Raw genomic sequence first — 21254 nt, 5'->3', positions numbered from 1 at the left:
CCCTCCCATGACGAACAAGCCAGACCAGCAAGCCACGATTCATCCGGAAGCCGCTTCGAGCGGCATTTCCAAAGGACTCACCAACTACGGTGATCGCGGTTTCTCTCTCTTTTTGCGCAAGGCCTTCATCAAGGGGGCGGGCTATACCGACAAGGCGCTGGACAGACCTGTGATTGGTATCTCGAACACAGGCAGCTCCTACAACCCTTGTCACGGAAACATGCCGCAATTGATTGAGGCGGTGAAGCGCGGCATCCTGATGGCAGGCGGCCTGCCCATGGACTTCCCGACCATCTCGCTGCACGAGAGCTTTTCCCAGCCGACCAGCATGTACCTGCGCAACCTCATGTCCATGGATACGGAGGAGATGCTGCGAGCGCAACCCATGGATGCGGTCGTGCTGATCGGGGGGTGTGACAAGACAGTGCCGGCTCAGCTGATGGGAGCTGCTTCGGTCGGACTGCCGGCAGTGCAACTGGTCACCGGCTCCATGCTCACGGGATCGCATCGAAGCGAAAGAGTGGGTGCGTGCACCGATTGCCGGCGCTACTGGGGAAAATTTCGTGCCGAAGAAATTGATGCTGAGGAAATTTCCGACGTCAACAATCAGCTTGTCGCCAGCGTGGGGACCTGCTCGGTGGCGGGCACTGCCAGCACGATGGCCTGCATTGCAGAGGCTCTGGGGATTGGCATTCCTGGCAGTGCAACTCCTCCAGCGGTTACTGCCGACCGCATTCGAATTGCGGAGCGATCCGGTGAGGTGGCTGTGCACATGGCGCGTGCGGGACTGAGCATTGACAAGATTCTCACGCCTGCTGCCTTCGAAAATGCCATGCGGGTGTTGCTGGCCATGGGCGGCTCGACCAATGCCATCGTGCATCTGGCCGCGATCGCGGGTCGCCTGGGCTACGAGCTCGATCTCAAGGCTTTGGACGTCATGAGCCGCAATACTCCCGTGTTGCTCGACCTCAAGCCGTCCGGCGACCATTACATGGAGGACTTTCATGCAGCCGGCGGCATGCATACCCTGCTTCGAGAGCTCAAGCCCCTGCTGCATCTGGATGCTCTGACCGTGACGGGGCGCACCCTGGGCGAGGAGCTGGAGGCAGCCGGCCCAGGCTTCAAGCAGCATGTGGTCAAGACTTTGGATGCCCCTTTGTATCCGCAGGGAGGCATTGCCGTGCTGCACGGCAATCTTGCCCCGGCAGGCGCCATCATCAAGCAGTCCGCAGCCAACCCCGAGCTGATGGAGCATGAGGGCCGTGCCGTTGTCTTCGAGAATGCGGAGGATCTGGCTGCGCGTATCGACTCGCCCGAGCTTGATGTGCGGGCCGAGGATGTGCTGGTGCTCAAGAATATCGGCCCCAAAGCAGCGGCGATGCCGGAAGCGGGTTACCTGCCCATTCCGAAGAAACTCGCTGCTCAAGGCGTTAAAGACATGGTACGCGTCTCCGATGGCCGTATGAGCGGCACCGCTTTCGGCACCATCGTCCTGCATGTGACGCCAGAGGCGGCGATTGGCGGTCCATTGGCCTGGGTGCAAACCGGGGACAGAATTCGCCTGTCGGTGCGCGAGCGCTGTATTGAATGGCTGGTCAGTGAGGGAGAGCTGGCTATGCGTCAGAATGCCAAGCCTGTTCAAGTTCCTGTGGCAGAGCGCGGTTACGCGCATCTGTTCAAGAAAACTGTTTTGCAGGCCGATCGTGGCGCAGACTTTGATTTCTTGACCGCGACGCAGCGCAAGGGTTCGATTCCAAGGAGTTAAGTTCATATGCCGACGGGCGCTTTTGCCAAGGAGCGCCGTCCATCCGAGGACGGTGCATCCGTGATTGCCGCGACATTGGAGGAAGACATTGTTCTGGGCCTCTTGGCTCCCAGAGTGCGTCTTGTCGAAGATGATCTGATGGAACGGTTCGCAGCCAAACGTCATGTGGTGCGAGACGCATTGGCTCAACTGGAAAGTGCTGGCCTGCTTGAGCGCAGGCGCAATATTGGCTCCATGGTGAAGGCTTTCAGCAGAGATGAAGTCATTCATCTCTACGAAATGAGAGAGCTGCTCGAGCTGGAGGCGATGCGCAGAATTGCGCTGCCTCTGGACCGTGATGCCCTGGAGCAGCTCAGGCGCATTCAGACCGGGCATGACGCAGCTATCCAGCAACAGGACCCGCGCGGCATTTTTCGAACCAACCAGGAGTTTCATCGGCTTTTGTTTGCTCAATGCGGCAATGTTTTTCTGTCGCAGTCCATCGAAGACTTCGCGCGCCAAACGCATGCGATTCGATTTGGAACGCTGATGTCCAGAGAGCGTCAGCTGCAATCCCAAAAGGAGCATCACGAGCTGCTGGCGGTGCTGGCGGAAGGGGAGGGGGCGAGGGAGCGTCTGATCCGCCTGACGGCAGACCATCTTGTGCCTCCAAGAGATCACTACTTGAAGGCACAAGAGGCGCTACTGCACTTGAAGTGCTGATCAGTTCAGGAACATGTCTCGAATATCGTGAGCCGTGGCCAGAGGGCGGCCCAGCGCTGCGGCCCCCTGGCAAACCTGGGCGACCAAGGCTGCATTGCTTGCTGCCGGCTCGCCGCTCTTCAGGAACAGGTTGTTCTCGAAGCCGACGCGCGCATGGCCTCCAAGACTTGCAGCAGCCATCGCGCATGCGTTTTCCTGCGGGCCGAAGGCGCACATCGCCCATGGATGGGCATCGTCATGGGCATTCAGGAATGGCAGCAGATCGATGGGCGAAGAGGTCTGGCCCGCCGAGTAGCGGCCCAGTACAAACAGCAGAAACCATTTGTTTTCCGGGATGACGCCACTTGCAAGCAGGCGCTGCCAGGCCTGCACGTCCGCCACGTCATACAGGATGATCTGGGTCATCACATTGCTCTGCTTGAGCCATGTGAAGAAGGACCGGATATCCGCTTCGGGAACTTCAGGTTTGAGTATTTCGCGCAAGCCGACAGAGATCGCTTCCGGAGCCGTTTCGCGTGCGACCCGCATCTGCTCGTATGGCTGGTAGACCTGAGCTGCTTCGGTGGTGACCTGAACCACCAGTTCCTGGCCCACTGCTTTGCGCACTGCAGCAGTGGCTTCAATGTAGGCGCTGGCATCGAGCAAATGCTTGCCGTCAGGCTTGCGTACATGCATATGAATCATGGACGCACCGGAGTCCAGGCATTCCTTGGCGGTCTGTGCCAGATCGGCCGCAGTCAGAGGAACCTCAGGGTGCTGCTCCCTGGTCTTGTAGGCTCCGTTGGGGGCAACGGTGATGATCAGAGGTGTATTCATCATGCGCTCCTCTTATTGCTCGGCAGCGTCGCCCACGGAAGGCAATTCGCTCTTGAGAAGCTCCAGACCTGCCAGCAGCGTCTTCAGGTAGCGCTGTTTCTCTTGCGCAATGCTCTCTGGAGTCCACTTGAAAAAACCTTCTCCGGACTTCATGCCGAATTTGCCCTCAGCCACTCTTTGCGAAAGGCATGGGCTTGGCTCTTTGTTGGCCGCCAGCGATGGATACATCGTTGCTCCAGCGGCGCAGTGGACTTCCAGACCTGCATGGTCGCGCTGAAGCACGGGGCCCGCTGCAAGAAAGCGAAAGCCGAAGCCAAAGCGCACGGCTGCATCCACGTCTTCGGCTGATGCAATGCCCGCTTCAATCAGTGCAAAAGCTTCGCGAGCCAGCGCGTGCTGAAGACGATTCGCCAAAAAGCCTGGCAAGTCCTTCTTGACCAGCACCGGCACCATGCCGCACTGGCGCATGAAAGCATGAAGGTTCTCTGCACATTCCATGCGGGATGCCTCGCCGCACACCACTTCGACAAGAGGCGTCAGGTGCGCAGGCATGAAGAAATGCAGCCCCAGCATGCGTTCCTGTGTTTGCAGGCCTTGTGCAATTGCGGTGATGGGGAAGCTCGAGCTGTTGCTGGCCAGCAATGCATTCTTGCGGGCTCGCTGCTCGAGCTGCTTGAAAAGCGCTTGCTTGATGTCCAAACGCTCCGGGATGCATTCGATCACCAGGTCCACCGAGCTCCAGTCCAGATCGTCCAAGGACGATACGACGGACAGTTGGGAAAGCTGTTGCGCGGCATCCAGTTGGGTCAAGCCGTGATGGACCAATTCAGGGACTTTGGCAGCCCGGTCAGCATCGGGCTCGACAACAGTCGTTCTGCACGCTCCGCGGCAAAGGACGACCGCGACATCGGCTCCCATCGTCCCGCCGCCAATAACAACAGCATGTGAACGCGAGGGACGGAAAAAGTGCCCAGGCGCACTGAAAATCTTTTGCTCCAACGGATGTCTCCAAGTTCGATGAGTCTTGGAGGGAGTCTGGATGGTTTCGATAAATTTGTTAAACAAATTTATTGGGATAAATATCCTGATTTTTAAATAAATTGCGATGTGCCTCTTCTATCCGTGAGGAGTCGCCGACACGATTGAGCAAATCGCAGGCGGTGCCAAAGTACCGCAGTCTTTGATCGACTTGGAGCGTGTCATGAATTTGCCACGGCAGTGCATTGGGCAGAGCTATGCCGCACGCAGGCACCAACGTGGACGCTACCTGGAGTGCTGCACTGACATTCACCAAGAATAGAAACAAGGTGCATGGTGAAGAGATGCACCAGAGCGGGAGAGGCAAGCAGTGGTACTTCGGCATGGATGCTGATTCTGGCCTGGAGCACACAGCAGGTGGCACGGCTGCCAATCCTGCGATGTTGTCGAGGCCTGCCGCTTGCAGCCCCGGCAGGAAATCGATGTCCATGGCAATGCAGGCAACCAAGTTGCAGATCAGCGAGCAGATTCTTGCCCATCGGCATGGAGCGCCATAAAAGTCACCGGGCTGGCCTGCGACCCGAAAAGATCACAAAGCTGCCCAGTGCCAGCAGCCACACGGCGATGGCGGCATAGAGCATTACGCCGCCAAAGCTGTGTACCAGCGCCTCGCGGGCAATGTCTGTCAGTGCCTGCGGCGAAGTGGCTGCGTCAGCGCCTGCCTGCAGGGCGTACAGGGCTTGCAGGTTGCCAGAGACAATGCCGTTGGCCATCTCGCGCAGCGCAGCAGCATCTACGGGTTCATGCAATGCGGTTTGCAGGTGCTGCTGCACGCCATGCACCAGCAGGAAACCCATCAGCGCGATATTGATCGACAGCGTAATCATGCGGGCACTCATGTCGATGCCGGACGCCATGCCGGCGCGTGCGCTGGAGACCGCTGCCGTGGTGGTATTGGTCACCGGGGTGTTGGTGATGCCCAGCCCTGCGCCGGCAATCAGGCAGCCCGGCAGCACGTAAAGCCAGTGGCTGTTGGCGAGCTGGCTGCCAGCGAGCATCAGCATGAATCCAAGACCGATGGCGAATAGCCCCAGTGGAATGGCGATACGCGGGCCATAGCGCATGGCGATGCGTTCTCCAACTACCGGGAACACCAGCGTGGGAAGGGTGTAGGCTAGCAGCGAGACGCCGGCGGCCGTGACATCCTGACCTAGCGCACTCTGAAAATAGATGGGCAGGTAGATGATGAATGCCCAGAAGCTGAAGTTCATGCCCATGGAGCCCATCAGCGCACCGGAGAAATTGCGCACCCGAAAGACGGAGAAGTCGAACATGGGATGCTGGGCACGCAGTTCCACCCACACAAAGGTCGCAAAACTCAGCAGACCCACAGCCATGGCGGCCAGCGCAGACATGCTGCCAAAACCGGTATCGGAGCCCTGCGTCACAAAGAAGGCCAGGCCGAATACTGCGAGGGACAGCGTGACGATGCCCGCAAGATCCAGCGCGCCGGCCTTGGGGTCATGCGATTCCTGCACGGCGATGGTGGCCAGAAAGAAAGTCAGCGTGGCAATCAGCACGTGTACCCAGAACACCCAGCGCCAGTCCGATAGGGCCACGATCATGCCGCCAATCAGCGGGCCAAAGCCCAAGCCTATGCCGAGCATGACTCCCCAGGTACTGAAGGCGCGGCTGCGCTCGGCGCCTTGCGGAAATTGATGCGAGAGGACGGCTACCAGGCAGATCAGCATGGCGCCGCCGCTGGCCCCCTGGAACACGCGGCTGGCAATCAGCATCGGTGTGTTCCATGCCAGGCCGCACAGCAGCGATGAAAACGCAAAGAGGGCTATGGAGATCAGAAAGACCCGCTTGCGGCCAAACCGGTCTGCCAGTGTCCCGGTGGCCATGAGCACCGAGACGCAGGCGATGGTGTAGGCATTCATGATCCACTGAATGTCTTTGAAGTCACTGTGCAGAACGGACTCCAGCGTGGGCAAGATGACAGGCACGCTGGAGATTTCAAGGCTGAACATCAGTGAGGCCAGACAGACCGATAGCAGCGCAATGCGATTGCGCCGGGTCGGTGCCGGCTCCAGGCTGCTGGTGTTCAAGAGATCAACATCATTCGAGGACATGGTTGCGCACTCCAGAAAAGGGAAACTGCGTTCTGGCGCAGAACGTTCAACGCGAGTCTATGGGAATAAAATTCTTAAATTTACGCGTTGATTTCCCATCATTGGGGAGCTGAAGGATCCAATCGACATGACTGTGCAAGACCCTCTGGAAGGAGTCTCCACCTTTGTGCAGGTGGTGGAAGCGGGCGGCTTCACTGCTGCTGCCAAGCGGCTTGGCGTGACGCGCTCTGCCGTGGGCAAGGCCGTTGCCAGGCTGGAGGCACGTCTGGGCTCGAGGCTACTGCAGCGCAATACGCGTACCCAGACCCTGACTGCGGAAGGACAGATCTACTACGAGCGCTGCACCCGTGCACTCAAGGAGCTGGATGCAGCCGAGGCGGATCTGGACAGTGGCCGCATGGAGCCCATCGGGCGCCTACGGGTCAGCGTGCCAGAAGGCTTTGGGCAGCTGTGCGTGGCGCCAATACTGCTGAATCTGACGCGTCTGTATCCGCAGCTGAGCATCGATCTGTCGTTTGGCGACCGTACAGTCGATCTGATCGAGGAGGGATTTGACCTGGCCATACGCATAGGCCCACTGCAAGACAGCGGCACCTTGTCTGCGCGCCTGCTGGGCACGCAGCACATCAGCATCGGAGCTTCCCCGGCCTATCTGGCACGCCACGGCACGCCCGGCAAACTGGAGGAGCTCGATGGTCATGCGGTCATCAGTTACTCGCACTCGGGTGTCGTCGCCCCGTGGAATGTTTCGCCAGTTGCTGGGCGAGGCGGCAGCTCGGACTACCGCCTGCAGGTGCACTCCCAGATCAGCATGGACGATATACAGGCCATTGCCGCTGCTGCTGTGGCGGGCTATGGCATTGCCTGGGTCCCTTGCTGGCTGCTGAGCAGCTATGCCAAGCGTGGAGAGCTGGTACATATCCTGCCCGACTATCGGGCACGCTCCTATGAGATCCATGCACTCTGGCCACAGGCACGGCAATTACGTTGCAAGTTGCGGGTGGCCATCGACGCGCTGGTGGCCGAGATTCCGGCTTTGCTGAATCCTGAGGATGCGGTCCATTCCCGGTAAGGTTTGTGCGTTTCCGCCACCGTGCAATGCCTGCGCTTGAGGCTCAAGGCTCAAGGCATTTGGAAAAGTGGAGGTGGACGGTTTTTAGCACTCCGGGCTAAATTTGGGCTGACCTGACTAGTGCGCAAAGATCGACTTCGAGCGAATGCCAGACGCTGTTCAGGCAACCGTACGTTGATGGTGCAGCAGATCCAGGAACATCTGTGCCGAGCGGCTGATGGGCCTGTCCTTGCGTACCAGGCTGCCGTAGGCCTCCAGACTGTGCTTGGTCCGATACGGCAGGATATGCAGCATGCCGTGGGCGGCATGAAGGTCCGCCACCGTGCGCGGAATCACTCCCACCATGTTCGAGCTGCGCACCAGATTGATGGTGGTGAGTATGGAGCCGGTTTCGATCAGACCGCGCGGCAGCGGCAGACTGTGCTCGCGGAACTCTTGCTCGATCAAGCTGCGCATGGGGCTGCCGGGCGGCTGCATGACCCAGCCATGTCCCTGCAAAGCCTGCAGACCGGGCCGCTGCAGCGACAGCAGCGGATGTCCCTCGCACACGATGAAGGCCAGTTGCTCGTCATCGATAGCGTGAAAGCTGCAATCGCTGCCGGCTTCATTGGTCATGCGCCCGACGACCACCTCCAGCACCCCTTCACGCAACTGGGCCAGCAAGCGATCGCTGGTGTCCACGGCCACTTCCAGCTCCAGCAGGGGAAGCTGCTTTTTCAGCTCCAGCAAGGCCTGGGTGAGCCGCCCGGGTGACGCGGCCATGATGCTGCCCACGGCCAGCCGTCCCGAGCTTCCCTGGCGCAGCTCGCCCAGTTCGCGATTCAGGGCCTCGATATTGCCGCGCAGCGAACGGAAATATTCCAGCACCCGCTCTCCGGCCGCATTGCGCTGCAGCCGGCGGCCCACGCGCTCGAACAGCGGCTGGCCCAGGGCGTCTTCGAGCTCCTGCAGCATCTTGGTGGCGGCAGGCTGGGTCAGGCCGAGCTCGGCCGCTGCCGCGCGCAAGGTTTGGCGCTCGTCGATGGCCAGTATCAAGGCCACCTGGCGCATGCGCAGCCGGTTCAGCAACTGTGGCGTGTTGTCGCGCTTGTCTATCGATCCCATGGCATGGCTTCTTATTGCTTCAGGTTATCGATTAATCAATAACTTTCAATTTACGCATATCAGCGCCTTCCCTAGCATCGGGCTGCGATGAAATAAAAAAGCCAAGGAGACAAATGTGCAAAGACGTCATCTACTTTCCATAGCCGCTCTGTGCGGCGCCGCCGTGCTGCCCTGGCAGGTCCAGGCACAAGACTCGGCTAACTGGCCCGTCAAGCCCGTGCGCATGCTGGTGGGTTCTGCGCCCGGAGGCGGCACCGATGCCATGGCCCGCGCCGTGGCCGACAGGCTGGGGCCGCTGCTCAAGCAGCCGGTGATCGTGGAGAACCGGCCCGGCGTCTCCAACACGCTGGCGGTGGACATGACGGCCAAGGCCACGGATGGGCACACCATGGTCATGGGCGTGGTCACGGCCCATGCCATCGCGCCGCATCTGCTCAAGCTCGGCTATGACAACAACCGGGACCTGGTTCCCGTGGCCTTTGTCGGCTCGGTGCCCAATGTGCTGGTGGTGGGCAACTCCGTTGCCGCCAACACGGTGGCGGAGCTGGTGGCCATGGCCAGGAAGAATCCCAATCAGATCAATTTCGCAAGCAGCGGCACGGGCAGCACCCAGCATATCGCTGCCGAGGTGTTCAAGGATGCCGCAGGCATTCAGATCACCCACGTGCCCTACAAGGGCAGCGCTGCCGCCCTGGTCGATCTGGTCAGCGGCCAGGTGCAGATGAGCTTCGACACCATGCCCTCGGTCATAGGCCAGATCAAGGCCGGCAAGCTGCGTGCCCTGGCGGTCACTTCGCCCCAGCGCAACCCTCAGCTGCCCCAGGTGCCGACCATGGCCGAAGCGGGTCTGCGCGACGTGGAAATCAGCGCCTGGTACGGCATCTACATGCCGGCCTCCACGCCCAAGGCGGTTCAGCAGAAAGTGCATGACGAGGTCAACAAGGTCATCGCCATGCCCGAGACCAAGACCCGTCTCGAAGCCGTGGGTGCCGAGCTGCGGCCCATGCCCCAGGCCGACTTCGGCAGTTTTCACCTCGCCGAGTACAAGCGCTTCGGCGACATCATTCGCAAGAACAACATCAAGCTGGACTGAGCATGAGCAAGGCTTCTCTTCCCGTTGTCGCCCTGACCCTGGGCGATCCTTCCGGCATCGGCGCCGAACTGATTGCGCGTTTGCTGGCCAGGCCGCAAGCCACCGAGCAGGCGAACCTGGTGCTGATCGGCGATCCCTGGCTCTGGGAGCAAGGCCAGCGCATCGCCGGACTGCAGGTTGCAACGGTTCCGCTGGCCGGCCTGTCCGCTGCGCGCGAGCGTGCCGATACGCGGCTGCCGGCCTTTGTGGCCGTGGACACCGTCGCCCAGGCCGATGTGGTGCCGGGGCAGGTGGGAGCGGCGGGCGGCCGCTCGGTGCTGCAGGTGCTAGACCAATGCATGGATGCGGCCCTGGGCGGCGATATCGACGCCATCTGCTTTGCGCCCTTGAACAAGCAGGCCATGAAGCTTGGCGGTCTGCGCCACGAGGACGAGCTGCACCACTTTGCCGAGTACCTGGGCGTGACCGGCTACTTCTGCGAGTTCAACACGCTGGGCGATCTCTGGACCTCGCGCATTTCCTCGCATGTACCCCTCAAGGATGTGGCCGGCTACCTGAGCGTGGAGCGCATAACCCAGGCGGCCGAGCTGATCTACAAGGCCTTGCGCGCCAGCGGCCTGGCTGCTCCCAAGGTGGCGATTGCCGGCTTCAACCCGCACAACGGCGACGGCGGCACCTGCGGCCGCGAGGAAATCGACATCATCGCGCCCGCAGTGCAGGCCCTGCAGGCGCGCGACTGGCCCAGCGATGCGCCGTTCCACGGCCCGTTTCCGGCCGACACCATCTTTCTCAAGGCACAGGCCGGCGAGTACCAGGCCATCGTGACCATGTACCACGACCAGGGCCAGATAGCGATCAAGCTGCTGGGCTTCTCACGTGGGGTGACGGTGCAGGGTGGTCTGCCGATTCCCATCACCACGCCGGCCCACGGCACGGCCTACGACATCGCAGGCCAGGGCAAGGCCAATGTGGAGGCCACCTTGCAGGCGCTGCAGATTGCCGCACGCATGGGGGCCGCCCACCGTGATCGCCAAGCTGCCCCAGCCGTCTGAGCCCGTTTCCCGGGCGGCCTGGGCCGCCTGTCCTACTCACTCTTTTCTTTCGAGGTCTGTATGAAGATCAAGTCCGTCCGCGCCCGTGTCTATGAATGGAAGGGCAAGACCGTTCCGCCCCAGGGCAACTTCTGCTCCAACGCCATGGATCTGGTGTACTCCAACACCGAGTCCATGAGCACCTTCCGCTTTCATTCGTGGACCGTGGTCGAGATCGAAACCGATGACGGCATCATCGGTCTGGGCAATGTGGCCCTGGCGCCCAAAATCGCCAAGGCCATCATCGACGAGTACCTGGCGCCCCTGGTCATCGGTCAGGACCCCTGGGACTACGAATACCTGTGGCAGCGCATGTACCGCGCCACCCATGCCTGGGGCCGCAAGGGCGTGACCATGGCCGCCATCTCGGCCGTGGATCTGGCCATCTGGGACATCCTGGGCAAGAGCGTGAACAAGCCCGTGTTCAAGCTGCTGGGCGGGCGCACCAAGGAAAAGATTCCCTGCTACTACAGCAAGCTCTACCGCACCGACCTGAAAGAGATGCAGGACGAAGCCCAGAAATTCCTGGACCAGGGTTTCAAGGCCTTCAAGATGCGCTTTGGCTACGGCCCGGCCCATTTGCAGGAGGGCGTGAAAGAGAACCTCAAGTCCGTCGAGGCCATCCGCGAAGTGATCGGCTACGACACCGACCTGATGCTGGAGTGCTATATGGGCTGGAACCTGGAGTACGCCAAGCGCATGCTGCCCAAGCTGGCCAGGTTCGAGCCGCGCTGGCTGGAAGAGCCCGTGATCGCCGACGACATCGACGGCTACGCCGAGCTCAACGCCATGAACATCGTTCCCATCTCGGGCGGCGAGCACGAGTTTTCGCTCTACGGCTTCAAGCAGCTGCTGGACAAGAAGGCCGTCTCCGTCGTGCAGTACGACACCAACCGCGTGGGCGGCATCACGGCGGCGCACAAGATCAATGCCTTGTGCGAGGCCTATTCCGTGCCTGTGATCCCGCACGCCGGCCAGATGCACAACTACCACCTGACCATGAGCACGCTGGCCTCGCCCATGGCCGAGTACTTCCCCATCTTCGATGTGGAAGTCGGCAACGAGCTGTTCTGGTACATCTTCGATGGCGAACCGGTTGCCGACAACGGCTTCCTGCAGCTGCGCGACGACGTGCCGGGCCTGGGCCTCACGCTCAAGACCGAGTACCTCGACCAGTTCCACATCATCGATTGAGGAGACGCAGCATGCCCGGACTCTCCAATCCCCGTTACCGGGGCATCTTCCCCGTCGTGCCCACCACCTTCCACGAGGATGGCACGCTGGACCTGACCAGCCAGAAGCGCTGCCTGGACTTCATGATCGACTCCGGCGTCGACGGCCTGTGCATCCTGGCCAATTTCTCTGAGCAGTTCCTGGTCTCGGACGAGGAGCGCGAAGTCCTCACGCGAACGGCCCTGGAGCATGTGGGCGGCCGTGTGCCCGTGATCGTGACCACCACGCACACCAGTACCAAGATCTGCGCCGAGCGCAGCCGCCGCGCACAGGACATGGGCGCCGCCATGGTCATGGTCATGCCGCCTTACCACGGCGCCACCTTCCGCTTTGGCGAAGCCCAGGTGCAGGTCTTCTACCAGGGCGTGTCCGACGCCATCGACATTCCCATCATGGTCCAGGATGCGCCGGCCGCGGGCACGCCGCTGTCGCCCGCCTTTCTGGCCCGCATGGCCAGGGAGATCGAGCAGGTCAGCTACTTCAAGATGGAAACCGCGGGTGCGGCGGGCAAGCTGCGCGAGCTGATCGCGCTGGGCGGCGAAGCCATCGAAGGCCCCTGGGACGGCGAGGAAGCCATCACGCTGCTGGCTGATCTGGAGGCCGGAGCGACCGGCGCCATGACCGGCGGCGGCTTTGCCGACGGCATTCGCCCCATCATCGAGGCGCACCGTGCAGGCGACAAGGACAAGGCCTTCGAGCAGTACCAGCGCTGGCTGCCGCTGATCAACCACGAAAACCGTCAGGCCGGTTTTCTGGCCGCCAAGGCGCTGATGAAGGAGGGCGGCGTGATCGCCTGCGATGCACCGCGCTCGCCCTGGCCGCCCATGCATCCCGAGGTGCGGCGCCAGCTCATCGACATCGCACGCCGGCTGGATCCGCTGGTGCTGCGCTGGGCCCGTTGAGGCGACTATGAATACAGGAGCTGGTTGCGCTTGTTTATTCAAGAATTCAGATGCTTTTCATGCTGAGATCTATGAATAGCAGGCGCAATAAGCTCCTCTATCAAGAGCATATCCATGACCCCACATTTCAACCTGATCAACGGCCAGTGGACGGCTGCTGACAGCTACTCCTCCAACACCAACCCCAGCGATCTGTCCGATGTGATCGGCGAGTACGCCCAGGGCGGCGCGTCCGATGTGCAGGCCGCCGTGTCTGCTGCCGCTGCAGCCTTCCCGGCCTGGTCCACCTCGGGCATCCAGGCGCGCTCCGACGCCCTGGACAAGATCGGCACGGAAATCCTGGCGCGCAAGGCGGAGCTGGGGGAGCTGCTGGCGCGCGAAGAAGGCAAGACCCTGCCCGAAGCCATTGGCGAAGTCGGCCGCGCCGGCCAGATCTTCAAGTTCTTTGCGGGTGAATGCCTGCGCCTCACTGGCGAGACTGTGCCGTCGGTGCGTCCAGGCATTGGCGTGGAAATCACGCGCGAGCCGATCGGCGTGGTCGGCCTGATCACGCCCTGGAACTTCCCCATTGCCATCCCCGCCTGGAAGATCGCCCCGGCCCTGGCCAACGGCTGCTGCGTGGTCTTGAAGCCCGCCGACCTGGTGCCCGGCAGTGCCTGGGCTCTGGCCGACATCATCCACCGCTCGGGCATCCCCGCCGGTGTGTTCAACCTGGTCATGGGCCGAGGCCGCGTGATCGGCGAAGCCCTGGTGAACCATGCCGACGTGGCGGCCATCAGCTTCACGGGTTCGACGGGCGTGGGCTGCGGCATTGCCGAAGCCTGCGTGAAAAGCGGCAAGAAGGTGCAGCTGGAAATGGGCGGCAAGAACCCCCAGATCGTGCTGGACGATGCCGACCTGAACCAGGCCGTGGAACTGTCGGCCCAAAGCGGCTTCTACTCCACCGGCCAGCGCTGCACGGCCTCCAGCCGCCTCATCGTGACCGACAAGATCTACCCCGCCTTCATCGAGGCCCTGCAGGCGCGCATGGCCCAAATCAAGGTCGGTGACGCACGCGCCGCCGGCACCGACATGGGCCCCGTGGTCAGCCAGGCCCAGCTGGAGCAGGATCTGAGTTACGTGGAAATTGCCAAGGCCGAAGGCGCGCGCCTGGCCGCAGGCGGTGCCCGCGTCGCCTGCCACACGGGCAGCGGCAAGCAGGGCTACTACATGGCGCCTACGCTGTTCGTGGACACCGAAGCCGGCATGCGCATCAACCGCGAAGAAGTCTTCGGCCCCGTGGCCAGCGTGATCCGCGTCAAGGACTACGACGAAGCCCTGGCCGTATCCAACGACACGCCGTTCGGCCTGTCGGCCGGCATCGCCACCACCAGCCTCAAGCACGCCACGCACTTCAAGCGCCACAGCCAGGCCGGCATGGTCATGGTCAACCTGCCCACGGCGGGCGTGGACTACCACGTGCCGTTCGGCGGTCGCAAGGGCTCAAGCTACGGCCCGCGCGAGCAGGGCCGCTATGCCCAGGAGTTCTACACCACGGTGAAGACGGCCTATACGCTGGCGTGATGCGCTGGCCTGAGCGAGATCGTTGATTGTTGCTTCTCTTTTGCCGGGCCTTGGGCCCGGTTTTTTCATGGCGCGGTGGCGATCAGCCCAGCAGCGCTGCCCTGATGGTCTTGACGCCGTCGGCGTTGTCCCAGACCCCTTCTTCCAGCGCGTCGTGAATGGTCTTGTCCAGCGCGGCGGCCAGCTGCTCGCGTGTCTGGGCAGCCTGGGGGCTGGCGTCCAGCACGATGCGCAAGGCAGTGGCCAGTGCCGTGATCTGGGCTGTGAGATTGACGACGGTGGTGTTGGAGCTCATGAGTCGGTCCTTGAAAATGCGATGAACAGGGCAGTTGGCATGGCGCGCAGTGCGGGGTGTCCAGCTGTCAACGGCCTTCAGTGTCGCGCGGGTCGATACTGCTGTTAACGTATCAACAATGAGCAGCGGCCGCGAAGATCTCGCCTGGTTTCAAGGGTGGATAGTCTTCAGATGCTTTACGGTAAAGCACCGGCAGCTACTGTTTTTGAGAGTTCTATAAGACAGGAGAGACAAGAGCATGAGTCTGAAGAGAGTCTGTATCTATGGTGCCGGAGCCATTGGCGGTTGGCTTGGCGTGGCGCTGGCCAAGGCCGGCTGCGAGCTGAGCGCCGTGGCGCGGGGCCAGACGCTGGCTGCGCTGCAGCACAACGGCCTGACGCTGGTGCATGGCGAGGAGCGCGAGACCGTGGCCGTCAATGCGCAGCAGGACCCGGCCGCTCTGGGCGTGCAGGATGTGGTGGTGATTGCCGTCAAGGCGCCGTCCATGCCCGATGTGGCGCGTGCCGTCGCACCGCTGATCGGCCCGCAGACCCTGGTGCTGACCGCCATGAACGGCGTGCCCTGGTGGTTTCTGGCCGGTGGCGTGGATGCCAGCCTGCGCGGCCTGCAGCTCAGGACAGTGGATCCGCAGGGCGAGATTGCGCGCGCCATTCCCACCGAGCAGGTGCTCGGATCGGTGGTGCATGCCAGCTGCTCCCTTGACGCACCCGGCGTGGTGCGCCGGCATTTCGGCAACAGCCTCATCGTCGGCGAGCCCACGGCACAGTCCGGCGATGCGCCCACGCCGCGCCTGCTGGCGCTGGCCGAGCTGCTGCGTGCGGGTGGTCTCGAGCTCAGGCTCAGCGACAACATCCAGCGCGACGCCTGGTACAAGCTCTGGGGCAATATGACCATGAACCCCGTCAGTGCGATCACTGGCGCGACCACGGACAGGATTCTGGGCGATGAGCTGGTGCGCAACTTCATCACGGCCGTGATGCTGGAAGCCCGCGAAATCGGCGCGCGCATCGGCCTGCCGATTGCCGACAGTCCGCAGGACCGCCATCAGGTCACGCTCAAGCTGGGCGGCTTCAAGACCTCCATGCTCCAGGATGTGGAAGCCGGCAAGCCGGTGGAGCTGGATGCCCTGGTGGGCGCCGTGCGCGAGATGGGCGTCATGTGCGGCATGAGCACGCCGTTCACCGATGCGCTGCTGGGACTGACGCGGCTGCGCGCGCAGCAGCTGGGTCTGTATCCGGTGTAAGGCGGTGGCGGGCAGGGCGGTCTTGGGCCTAGACTAGGCGACATGAGCACCACATCTACCCAGACCGCACCTCTCAAGTCCGCGTCCGCGCAGGACAGCCATTGGGCCACGCTGTGCGTGGTGACGACGACCGTTGGGCACTCGGCCGAGGCCGAGGACATGGCGCGGGCGCTGGTCTCGGCCAAGGCTGCGGCCTGCGTGCAGACCGAGCGCATCACCTCGTATTACGAGTGGGACGGCGTGCTGCAGACTGCCCCCGAATGGCGTTTGATCTGCAAGACCTTGCCCGAGGCCCTGCCGCGGCTGACCGCGCTGCTGCGCAGCCATCACAGCTACGAGGTGCCCCAGATCACCATGCGCACCGAGCGCTGCCTGAACGACTATGCCAAGTGGATCAAGCAGCAGGTGCAGCTCTGAAGGCTGAATAAAAAAGGAGCGCCTTGCGCGCTCCTTTATTGGGTTTCAGTACTGAATCTATCTGAAAACTCGATAGATAAAGCGCTGGAAGCTATGGTTATTGTGCTTCAGGACAGCAGGGCCTGGGCGAACTCGCGTGCGCTGAAGGTCTCCAGATCCTCGATCTTCTCGCCCACGCCGATGAAGTAGACGGGCACGGGGCGCTCCTGCGCAATCGCGGCCAGCACGCCGCCCTTGGCTGTGCCGTCGAGCTTGGTGACGATCAGGCCCGTGAGCTGCAGCGCATCGTCGAAGGCGCGCACCTGGGTCAGGGCGTTCTGGCCGGTATTGCCGTCAATCACCAGCAGCACCTCGTGAGGCGCCGTGCCGTCGGCCTTGCTCACCACGCGCTTGATCTTCTTGAGCTCTTCCATCAGATGCAGCTGCGTGGGCAGGCGTCCGGCCGTATCGACCAGCACCACATCCTTTTTGCGCGCTTTTCCGGCTGAAACGGCATCGAAGCTCACGGCGGCGGGGTCGCCACCGTCCTGGCTGATGATCTCCACGGTGTTGCGATTGGCCCAGACGCCCAGCTGCTCGCGCGCGGCGGCGCGGAAGGTGTCGGCGGCGGCCAGCAGCACGGACTGCTCGCCGTCGGCCAGATGCTTGGTCAGCTTGCCGATGGAAGTGGTCTTGCCCGCACCGTTGACGCCGGCCACCATGATGACGGTCGGTGTGTGCTCGCCGATGGTCAGCGGCTTTTCCAGGGGCCTCAGCAAATCGGTCAGCGCATCGGCCAGCAGCGCCTTGACGGCGGCAGGCTCGGTGGTCTTGGTGTCCTTGACGCGGCGCTTCAGGTCTTCCAGCAGATGCAGGGTGGCCTTGACGCCGGTGTCGGCCATCAGCAGCGCGTCTTCCAGCTCTTCATAGAGCCGGTCGTCGATCTGCGTGCCGGTAAAGACGGTGGCGATGCTGGAGCCGGTCTTGCGCAGACCGGCTTTCAGCCGTTCCATCCAGTTTTGACGGGAATTTGGGGCTTGCGGCTTTGCGGTAGGCTCGGGGGCTGCTACAAAATCCTGAGTGGCAGGCTGATCTTCGGCGGCCTTGGCCGTCGCGCCGCCACCAAAGGGCTTGCGCCACCAGGAGCTGCTGCCGTTTTCGGCAGGCGTATCCTGTGGAGCGGGCCCGGTTTGCGGGGCAGGAGCGGGCGCCGCGGCTGCCTCGGCAGCGGGCGTGGTGTTCACTGCATCGGGTGAACTGGGCTTTTTCTTGAAAAAACTGAACATTGGCGGGTTTTTAGAATCGCATCATTCTATGAAACATGTACGCGCACTCCCTGTACTGGGCTTAATGGCCTGTTTGAGCGCTGGGGCAGCCTTGGCTGCGCCGGGCGCATCGTCGCAACCTGTGCCTGCTGCCGCCACGGCGACCGCGCCACAGGTGCAACAGTTCACGCTGAAGAACGGCATGCAGCTGATCGTGCAGCCCGACCGGCGCGCGCCCACGGCCGTGCACATGGTCTGGGTACGCGTAGGCTCCATGGACGAGGTCGACGGCACCACGGGCGTGGCCCATGCGCTGGAGCACATGATGTTCAAGGGCTCCAAAAGCGTCAAGCCCGGAGACTTCTCGCGTCGCGTGGCGGCGCTGGGCGGCCAGGAAAACGCATTCACCTGGCGTGACTACACGGGCTATTACCAGCAGATTCCGTCCAGCCGTCTGGAAGACGTGATGAAGCTGGAGTCCGACCGTTTTGCCAACAATCAGTGGCCGGACTCCGAATTCAAGAAGGAAATCGAGGTCATCAAGGAAGAGCGCCGCATGCGCACCGACGACCAGCCGCGCGCCATGCTGATGGAGCAGCTGATGGCGGCCACCTTCATGGCCTCGCCCTATCGCCGCCCCGTGGTGGGCTGGATGAGCGATCTGAACTCCATGACGCCCGGCGATGTGCGCGATTTTCACAAGTGCTGGTATGTGCCTGCCAACGCCGCCGTGGTCGTGGTGGGGGACGTGAACGTCAACCAGGTGCGTGCCTGGGCCGAGAAGTATTACGGCAGCATTCCCGCGCGTGCCCTGCCGCAGCGCAAGCCGCAGACCGAACCCAGGCAGATCGGCGTGCGCCGCATCGAGGTCAAGCAGCCTGCCGAGCAGGCTTTTATCGCCATGGCCTATCGTACCCCCACGCTGAAGAGCGTGGACAAGCTGCAGGCCGAGGACAAGGATGCGCTGGCGCTGCTGGTGCTGTCCGCCGTGTTGGACGGTTATGACGGTGCTCGCCTGGAGCGCGCCCTGGTACAGGGCGAAGGCCAGGCCAACGGCCGTGTGGCCGATAGCGCCGGCAGCTCGGCCAACATCATGGGGCGCGGGCCCAGCCTGTTCATGCTGACCGGCGTTCCGGCCCAGGGCAAGACCGTGGCCGATGTGGAGGCTGCGCTGCGTGCCCAGATCAAGAAGGTGGCCGAGGAGGGCGTGCAGGCTGACGAACTGGAGCGCGTCAAGACGCAGTGGATGGCATCCAACGTCTATGAGCGTGATTCCGTCATGGGCCAGGCCCAGAACCTGGGCAATTACTGGATTCAGAACATGCCGCTGGATGCCGAGGACAAGCTGCTGGCCGAACTGCGCAAAGTCACCTCTGACGATGTGAAGGCCGTGGCCGCCAAATATTTTGGCGACGACCAGCTCACTGTCGGCACCCTGGTGCCTCAGCCTCTGCCGGCGGGTAGCAAGCCCCAGCGTCCCATGTCGGGCAAGGCGGATGCAGACAAATCCATGCACTGAGCGCAGCGGAGAAATATATGAAAACTATGAAAAAGATAGCTGCTGGCGCTTTTGTGGTAAGCGCTGGAATGGGTTTTCTAACCCAGTCTGCCTGGGCCTTGCTGCCGATAGAGCATTGGACCCAGCCCAGTGGCGCCCAGGTCTGGCTGGTGCAAAGTCCCGGCATTCCCATGGTGGATGTGCAGGTGGACTTCGACGCCGGCAGCCGCCGTGATCCCGAGGACAAGGTGGGCCTGGCGACAGCCGTGGCCATGATGTCCTCCAAGGGCATCAAGGCGGCAGGCGATGCGCCTGCGCTGGATGAAAATGGCCTGGGTCAGGCCTGGGCCGACCTGGGCGCCAGTTTTGGCGCCAGTGCGGGGCGTGACAGCTTCAGCTACGGCCTGCGCACTCTGACCGAGCCCAATCTGCAGCAAAAGGCCGTGGCCCTGGCGGCGCGCCAGATCGCCTCGCCAAGCTGGCCCGATGCCGTGTGGCAGCGTGATCGCGAGCGCTGGAGTGCCTCCATCAAGGAAGCCGACACCCGTCCCGGCACCGTGGCCTCCAAGGCATTCCGCAAGGCCGTGTTCGGCAGCTCGCCCTATGGCTATCAGACCACGGTCGACAGCCTGGGCCGGATCGATGTTTCGGCCATGCAGGATTTTCACCGCAAGCTGATTGCCGCCTGCCGCGCCAAGGTCAGCGTGGTGGGGGCGGTCAATCGCCAGCAGGCCGATGCCATGGTCAAGCAGTTGCTGGGGCCGCTGCAGGCCACCAATGGCAACGACTGCCCGCCGCTGCCTGCCGTGGCCAAGGTGCAGGATCTGCAGCAAGCCAAGGTCGAGAACATTCCGTTCGAGTCGGCCCAGGCCCAGGTGCTGATCGGCCAGCCCGGCATTGCGCGCAACAACCCCGATTTTCTCGCCGTGATGGTGGGCAACCATATCCTGGGCGGCGGCGGCTTCACTTCGCGACTGATGGAAGAGGTGCGTGAGAAGCGGGGTCTGACCTACGGTGTCTCCAGCGACTTCTCGCCGGGTCTGGATCGCGGCGCCTTCATCATCGGCCTGCAGACCCGGCCCGATCAGGCGGCCGAGGCGCTCAAGGTCTCGCAGGACGTATTGCGCAAATTCATTGCCGAAGGTCCTAGCGACAAGGAACTCAAGGCGGCCAAGGACAACCTGATCGGCGGCTTTGCCTTGCGCATAGACAGCAATCGCAAGCTGCTGGGCAATGTGGCCAATATTGCCTGGAATGGCCTGCCGCTCGATTATCTGGAGCACTGGACCGATCGCGTTCAGGCTCTGACCACCAAGGACGTGAAGGAGGCGATGCAGCGCATGGTTCAGCCCGAGCGCATGGTCACCATCACTCTCGGAGCCAAGCCATGAGCCGCAGCGCCATCAAGCTACACACCCCCGCAGGCCGCAAGGCGCTGGACAAGATGATTCACGAGTCCGAGCGCAAGGCGCAGGAGCTGGCGGCCAGCCGTCCGGCCCGCCCCGGAGCCAAGGCTGCCCAGCCCGCTGCAGCCAAGCCGGCCGCCACGGGGGCCGGTGAAATCCGCATCATCGGCGGGCAATGGCGCCGCACGCGCCTGGTCGTGGCGCAAAAGCCCGGTCTGCGGCCCACGCCCGATCGCGTGCGCGAAACCTTGTTCAACTGGTTGGGCCAGGACTTGAGCAACTGGAAATGCGTCGATGCCTTTTCGGGCACCGGAGCACTGGGTTTCGAAGCCGCATCGCGCGGCGCGACCAGCGTCATCATGAACGAACAGGATGCCGCCCTGGTGCAGCAGCTGCAGCGTCTTCAGCAAAAGCTCGATGCCAGGATGGTCAAGGTGCAGCGCGGCGATGCGCTGAGCTGCCTGAAGACCGTGGCGGGCCAGGATCTGATTTTGCTGGACCCGCCATTCGGCCAGACCGAGCTGTTCGAGCCCGCGCTCAAGGCGGCCATCGCGGCCTTGAACGACGGCGGCTTCATTTACCTGGAAGCTCCCGAAGCCTGGGCCGAAGAGCGCCTGCTGGAAATGGGACTGGAGTTGCACCGCTATCTGAAGGCTGGCGCCGTCCATGCGCATCTGCTGAAGAAGCAGTAGACCTT

20 protein-coding genes are annotated in these 21254 nt (G+C 62.5%); 13 read left to right on the top strand and 7 right to left on the bottom strand.

Annotation, left to right across the window (positions count from 1 at the left end):
• Positions 1-7: 7 nt before the first annotated feature.
• Together Cth01_RS04500 and Cth01_RS04495 are read left to right on the top strand one after the other, a co-directional pair.
• Positions 8-1765 (top strand): IlvD/Edd family dehydratase, encoded by a 1758-nt coding sequence (locus Cth01_RS04500; protein ID WP_045838611.1) that lies wholly within the window; start codon positions 8-10, stop codon positions 1763-1765.
• 6 nt (positions 1766-1771) lie between these two features.
• Complete coding sequence (locus Cth01_RS04495) at positions 1772-2467, top strand: GntR family transcriptional regulator (protein ID WP_045838610.1); 696 nt, start codon at positions 1772-1774, stop codon at positions 2465-2467.
• Here the strand turns inward: Cth01_RS04495 and Cth01_RS04490 are convergent, their stop codons facing one another.
• The 4 genes from Cth01_RS04490 to Cth01_RS04475 all read right to left on the bottom strand — a co-directional run bounded on the left by Cth01_RS04490 (position 2468) and on the right by Cth01_RS04475 (position 6396).
• On the bottom strand, positions 2468-3283 hold the full coding sequence (locus Cth01_RS04490; protein ID WP_082085636.1) for a beta-keto acid cleavage family enzyme: 816 nt from the start codon (positions 3281-3283) through the stop codon (positions 2468-2470).
• 12 nt (positions 3284-3295) lie between these two features.
• Complete coding sequence (locus Cth01_RS04485; protein ID WP_233425108.1) at positions 3296-4201, bottom strand: 3-hydroxyacyl-CoA dehydrogenase family protein; 906 nt, start codon at positions 4199-4201, stop codon at positions 3296-3298.
• A 139-nt stretch (positions 4202-4340) separates the two neighbouring features.
• Positions 4341-4751 (bottom strand): hypothetical protein, encoded by a 411-nt coding sequence (locus Cth01_RS24545; protein ID WP_139032051.1) that lies wholly within the window; start codon positions 4749-4751, stop codon positions 4341-4343.
• Between the two features lie 70 nt (positions 4752-4821).
• Positions 4822-6396 carry an MFS transporter gene (locus tag Cth01_RS04475; RefSeq protein WP_034353767.1) on the bottom strand — a complete coding sequence of 525 codons (1575 nt, stop codon included), beginning with the start codon at positions 6394-6396 and terminating at the stop codon, positions 4822-4824.
• A gap of 127 nt (positions 6397-6523) precedes the next feature.
• Between Cth01_RS04475 and Cth01_RS04470 the strand changes: the two genes are divergently transcribed.
• Positions 6524-7468 (top strand): LysR family transcriptional regulator, encoded by a 945-nt coding sequence (locus Cth01_RS04470; RefSeq protein WP_080746069.1) that lies wholly within the window; start codon positions 6524-6526, stop codon positions 7466-7468.
• A 159-nt stretch (positions 7469-7627) separates the two neighbouring features.
• Here Cth01_RS04470 and Cth01_RS04465 read toward each other — a convergent pair whose 3' ends face one another.
• Positions 7628-8572, bottom strand: a complete 945-nt coding sequence (locus Cth01_RS04465; protein ID WP_045838607.1) for a LysR family transcriptional regulator — start codon at positions 8570-8572, stop codon at positions 7628-7630.
• A 115-nt stretch (positions 8573-8687) separates the two neighbouring features.
• Between Cth01_RS04465 and Cth01_RS04460 the strand changes: the two genes are divergently transcribed.
• The 5 genes from Cth01_RS04460 (at position 8688) to Cth01_RS04440 (ending at position 14454) form a co-directional block, all read left to right on the top strand.
• Positions 8688-9665, top strand: coding sequence for a Bug family tripartite tricarboxylate transporter substrate binding protein (locus Cth01_RS04460; RefSeq protein WP_045838606.1), 978 nt, complete (start codon positions 8688-8690; stop codon positions 9663-9665).
• A gap of 2 nt (positions 9666-9667) precedes the next feature.
• Positions 9668-10717 carry a 4-hydroxythreonine-4-phosphate dehydrogenase PdxA gene (locus tag Cth01_RS04455; RefSeq protein WP_045838605.1) on the top strand — a complete coding sequence of 350 codons (1050 nt, stop codon included), beginning with the start codon at positions 9668-9670 and terminating at the stop codon, positions 10715-10717.
• A gap of 60 nt (positions 10718-10777) precedes the next feature.
• Positions 10778-11950: an L-rhamnonate dehydratase gene (locus Cth01_RS04450; protein WP_034384313.1), complete on the top strand. Its 1173-nt coding sequence runs from the start codon at positions 10778-10780 to the stop codon at positions 11948-11950.
• A gap of 11 nt (positions 11951-11961) precedes the next feature.
• A complete protein-coding gene (locus tag Cth01_RS04445; RefSeq protein ID WP_045838604.1) occupies positions 11962-12891 on the top strand; it encodes a dihydrodipicolinate synthase family protein in 930 nt (309 codons plus the stop codon).
• 114 nt (positions 12892-13005) lie between these two features.
• Positions 13006-14454 carry an aldehyde dehydrogenase family protein gene (locus Cth01_RS04440; RefSeq protein ID WP_045838603.1) on the top strand — a complete coding sequence of 483 codons (1449 nt, stop codon included), beginning with the start codon at positions 13006-13008 and terminating at the stop codon, positions 14452-14454.
• A gap of 82 nt (positions 14455-14536) precedes the next feature.
• Here Cth01_RS04440 and Cth01_RS04435 read toward each other — a convergent pair whose 3' ends face one another.
• Positions 14537-14749 (bottom strand): hypothetical protein, encoded by a 213-nt coding sequence (locus Cth01_RS04435; RefSeq protein ID WP_003066698.1) that lies wholly within the window; start codon positions 14747-14749, stop codon positions 14537-14539.
• Between the two features lie 238 nt (positions 14750-14987).
• On the opposite strand from Cth01_RS04435, the gene Cth01_RS04430 reads away from it, so the two are divergent.
• Positions 14988-15992: a 2-dehydropantoate 2-reductase gene (locus Cth01_RS04430; protein ID WP_045838602.1), complete on the top strand. Its 1005-nt coding sequence runs from the start codon at positions 14988-14990 to the stop codon at positions 15990-15992.
• A 42-nt stretch (positions 15993-16034) separates the two neighbouring features.
• Positions 16035-16409, top strand: a complete 375-nt coding sequence (gene cutA / locus Cth01_RS04425; protein ID WP_034355786.1) for a divalent-cation tolerance protein CutA — start codon at positions 16035-16037, stop codon at positions 16407-16409.
• Between the two features lie 107 nt (positions 16410-16516).
• Here cutA and ftsY read toward each other — a convergent pair whose 3' ends face one another.
• A complete protein-coding gene (gene ftsY, locus Cth01_RS04420) occupies positions 16517-17674 on the bottom strand; it encodes a signal recognition particle-docking protein FtsY (RefSeq protein ID WP_045838601.1) in 1158 nt (385 codons plus the stop codon).
• Positions 17675-17738: 64 nt separating this feature from the next.
• On the opposite strand from ftsY, the gene Cth01_RS04415 reads away from it, so the two are divergent.
• The 3 genes from Cth01_RS04415 to rsmD are packed head-to-tail and all read left to right on the top strand — an operon-like array spanning position 17739 to position 21249.
• Entirely contained in the window at positions 17739-19172 is a 1434-nt protein-coding gene (locus Cth01_RS04415; RefSeq protein WP_045838600.1) for a M16 family metallopeptidase, read from the top strand.
• A 17-nt stretch (positions 19173-19189) separates the two neighbouring features.
• Positions 19190-20542: a M16 family metallopeptidase gene (locus Cth01_RS04410; protein WP_034355777.1), complete on the top strand. Its 1353-nt coding sequence runs from the start codon at positions 19190-19192 to the stop codon at positions 20540-20542.
• Positions 20539-21249 (top strand): 16S rRNA (guanine(966)-N(2))-methyltransferase RsmD, encoded by a 711-nt coding sequence (gene rsmD, locus Cth01_RS04405; RefSeq protein WP_003066710.1) that lies wholly within the window; start codon positions 20539-20541, stop codon positions 21247-21249. The genes Cth01_RS04410 and rsmD overlap by 4 nt, the downstream gene beginning before the upstream one ends.
• Positions 21250-21254 lie beyond the last annotated feature (5 nt).

The organism is Comamonas thiooxydans, from assembly GCF_000964545.1.
Lineage (GTDB): Bacteria > Pseudomonadota > Gammaproteobacteria > Burkholderiales > Burkholderiaceae_C > Comamonas > Comamonas thiooxydans.
Note: the sequence above shows the minus strand (reverse complement) of the source record. Positions and strands in the feature narration are given on the sequence as shown.

What these genes read in the sequence shown, in the direction of transcription:
- Cth01_RS04500 (WP_045838611.1), top strand. Translation starts at nt 8, where the DNA reads ATGACGAACAAGCCAGACCAGCAAGCCACGATTCATCCGGAAGCCGCT.
- Cth01_RS04495 (WP_045838610.1), top strand. Translation starts at nt 1,772, where the DNA reads ATGCCGACGGGCGCTTTTGCCAAGGAGCGCCGTCCATCCGAGGACGGT.
- Cth01_RS04490 (WP_082085636.1), bottom strand. Translation starts at nt 3,283, where the DNA reads ATGAATACACCTCTGATCATCACCGTTGCCCCCAACGGAGCCTACAAG.
- Cth01_RS04485 (WP_233425108.1), bottom strand. Translation starts at nt 4,201, where the DNA reads ATGGGAGCCGATGTCGCGGTCGTCCTTTGCCGCGGAGCGTGCAGAACG.
- Cth01_RS24545 (WP_139032051.1), bottom strand. Translation starts at nt 4,751, where the DNA reads ATGGACATCGATTTCCTGCCGGGGCTGCAAGCGGCAGGCCTCGACAAC.
- Cth01_RS04475 (WP_034353767.1), bottom strand. Translation starts at nt 6,396, where the DNA reads ATGTCCTCGAATGATGTTGATCTCTTGAACACCAGCAGCCTGGAGCCG.
- Cth01_RS04470 (WP_080746069.1), top strand. Translation starts at nt 6,524, where the DNA reads ATGACTGTGCAAGACCCTCTGGAAGGAGTCTCCACCTTTGTGCAGGTG.
- Cth01_RS04465 (WP_045838607.1), bottom strand. Translation starts at nt 8,572, where the DNA reads ATGGGATCGATAGACAAGCGCGACAACACGCCACAGTTGCTGAACCGG.
- Cth01_RS04455 (WP_045838605.1), top strand. Translation starts at nt 9,668, where the DNA reads ATGAGCAAGGCTTCTCTTCCCGTTGTCGCCCTGACCCTGGGCGATCCT.
- Cth01_RS04450 (WP_034384313.1), top strand. Translation starts at nt 10,778, where the DNA reads ATGAAGATCAAGTCCGTCCGCGCCCGTGTCTATGAATGGAAGGGCAAG.
- Cth01_RS04445 (WP_045838604.1), top strand. Translation starts at nt 11,962, where the DNA reads ATGCCCGGACTCTCCAATCCCCGTTACCGGGGCATCTTCCCCGTCGTG.
- Cth01_RS04440 (WP_045838603.1), top strand. Translation starts at nt 13,006, where the DNA reads ATGACCCCACATTTCAACCTGATCAACGGCCAGTGGACGGCTGCTGAC.
- Cth01_RS04435 (WP_003066698.1), bottom strand. Translation starts at nt 14,749, where the DNA reads ATGAGCTCCAACACCACCGTCGTCAATCTCACAGCCCAGATCACGGCA.
- Cth01_RS04430 (WP_045838602.1), top strand. Translation starts at nt 14,988, where the DNA reads ATGAGTCTGAAGAGAGTCTGTATCTATGGTGCCGGAGCCATTGGCGGT.
- cutA (WP_034355786.1), top strand. Translation starts at nt 16,035, where the DNA reads ATGAGCACCACATCTACCCAGACCGCACCTCTCAAGTCCGCGTCCGCG.
- ftsY (WP_045838601.1), bottom strand. Translation starts at nt 17,674, where the DNA reads ATGTTCAGTTTTTTCAAGAAAAAGCCCAGTTCACCCGATGCAGTGAAC.
- Cth01_RS04415 (WP_045838600.1), top strand. Translation starts at nt 17,739, where the DNA reads ATGGCCTGTTTGAGCGCTGGGGCAGCCTTGGCTGCGCCGGGCGCATCG.
- Cth01_RS04410 (WP_034355777.1), top strand. Translation starts at nt 19,190, where the DNA reads ATGAAAACTATGAAAAAGATAGCTGCTGGCGCTTTTGTGGTAAGCGCT.
- rsmD (WP_003066710.1), top strand. Translation starts at nt 20,539, where the DNA reads ATGAGCCGCAGCGCCATCAAGCTACACACCCCCGCAGGCCGCAAGGCG.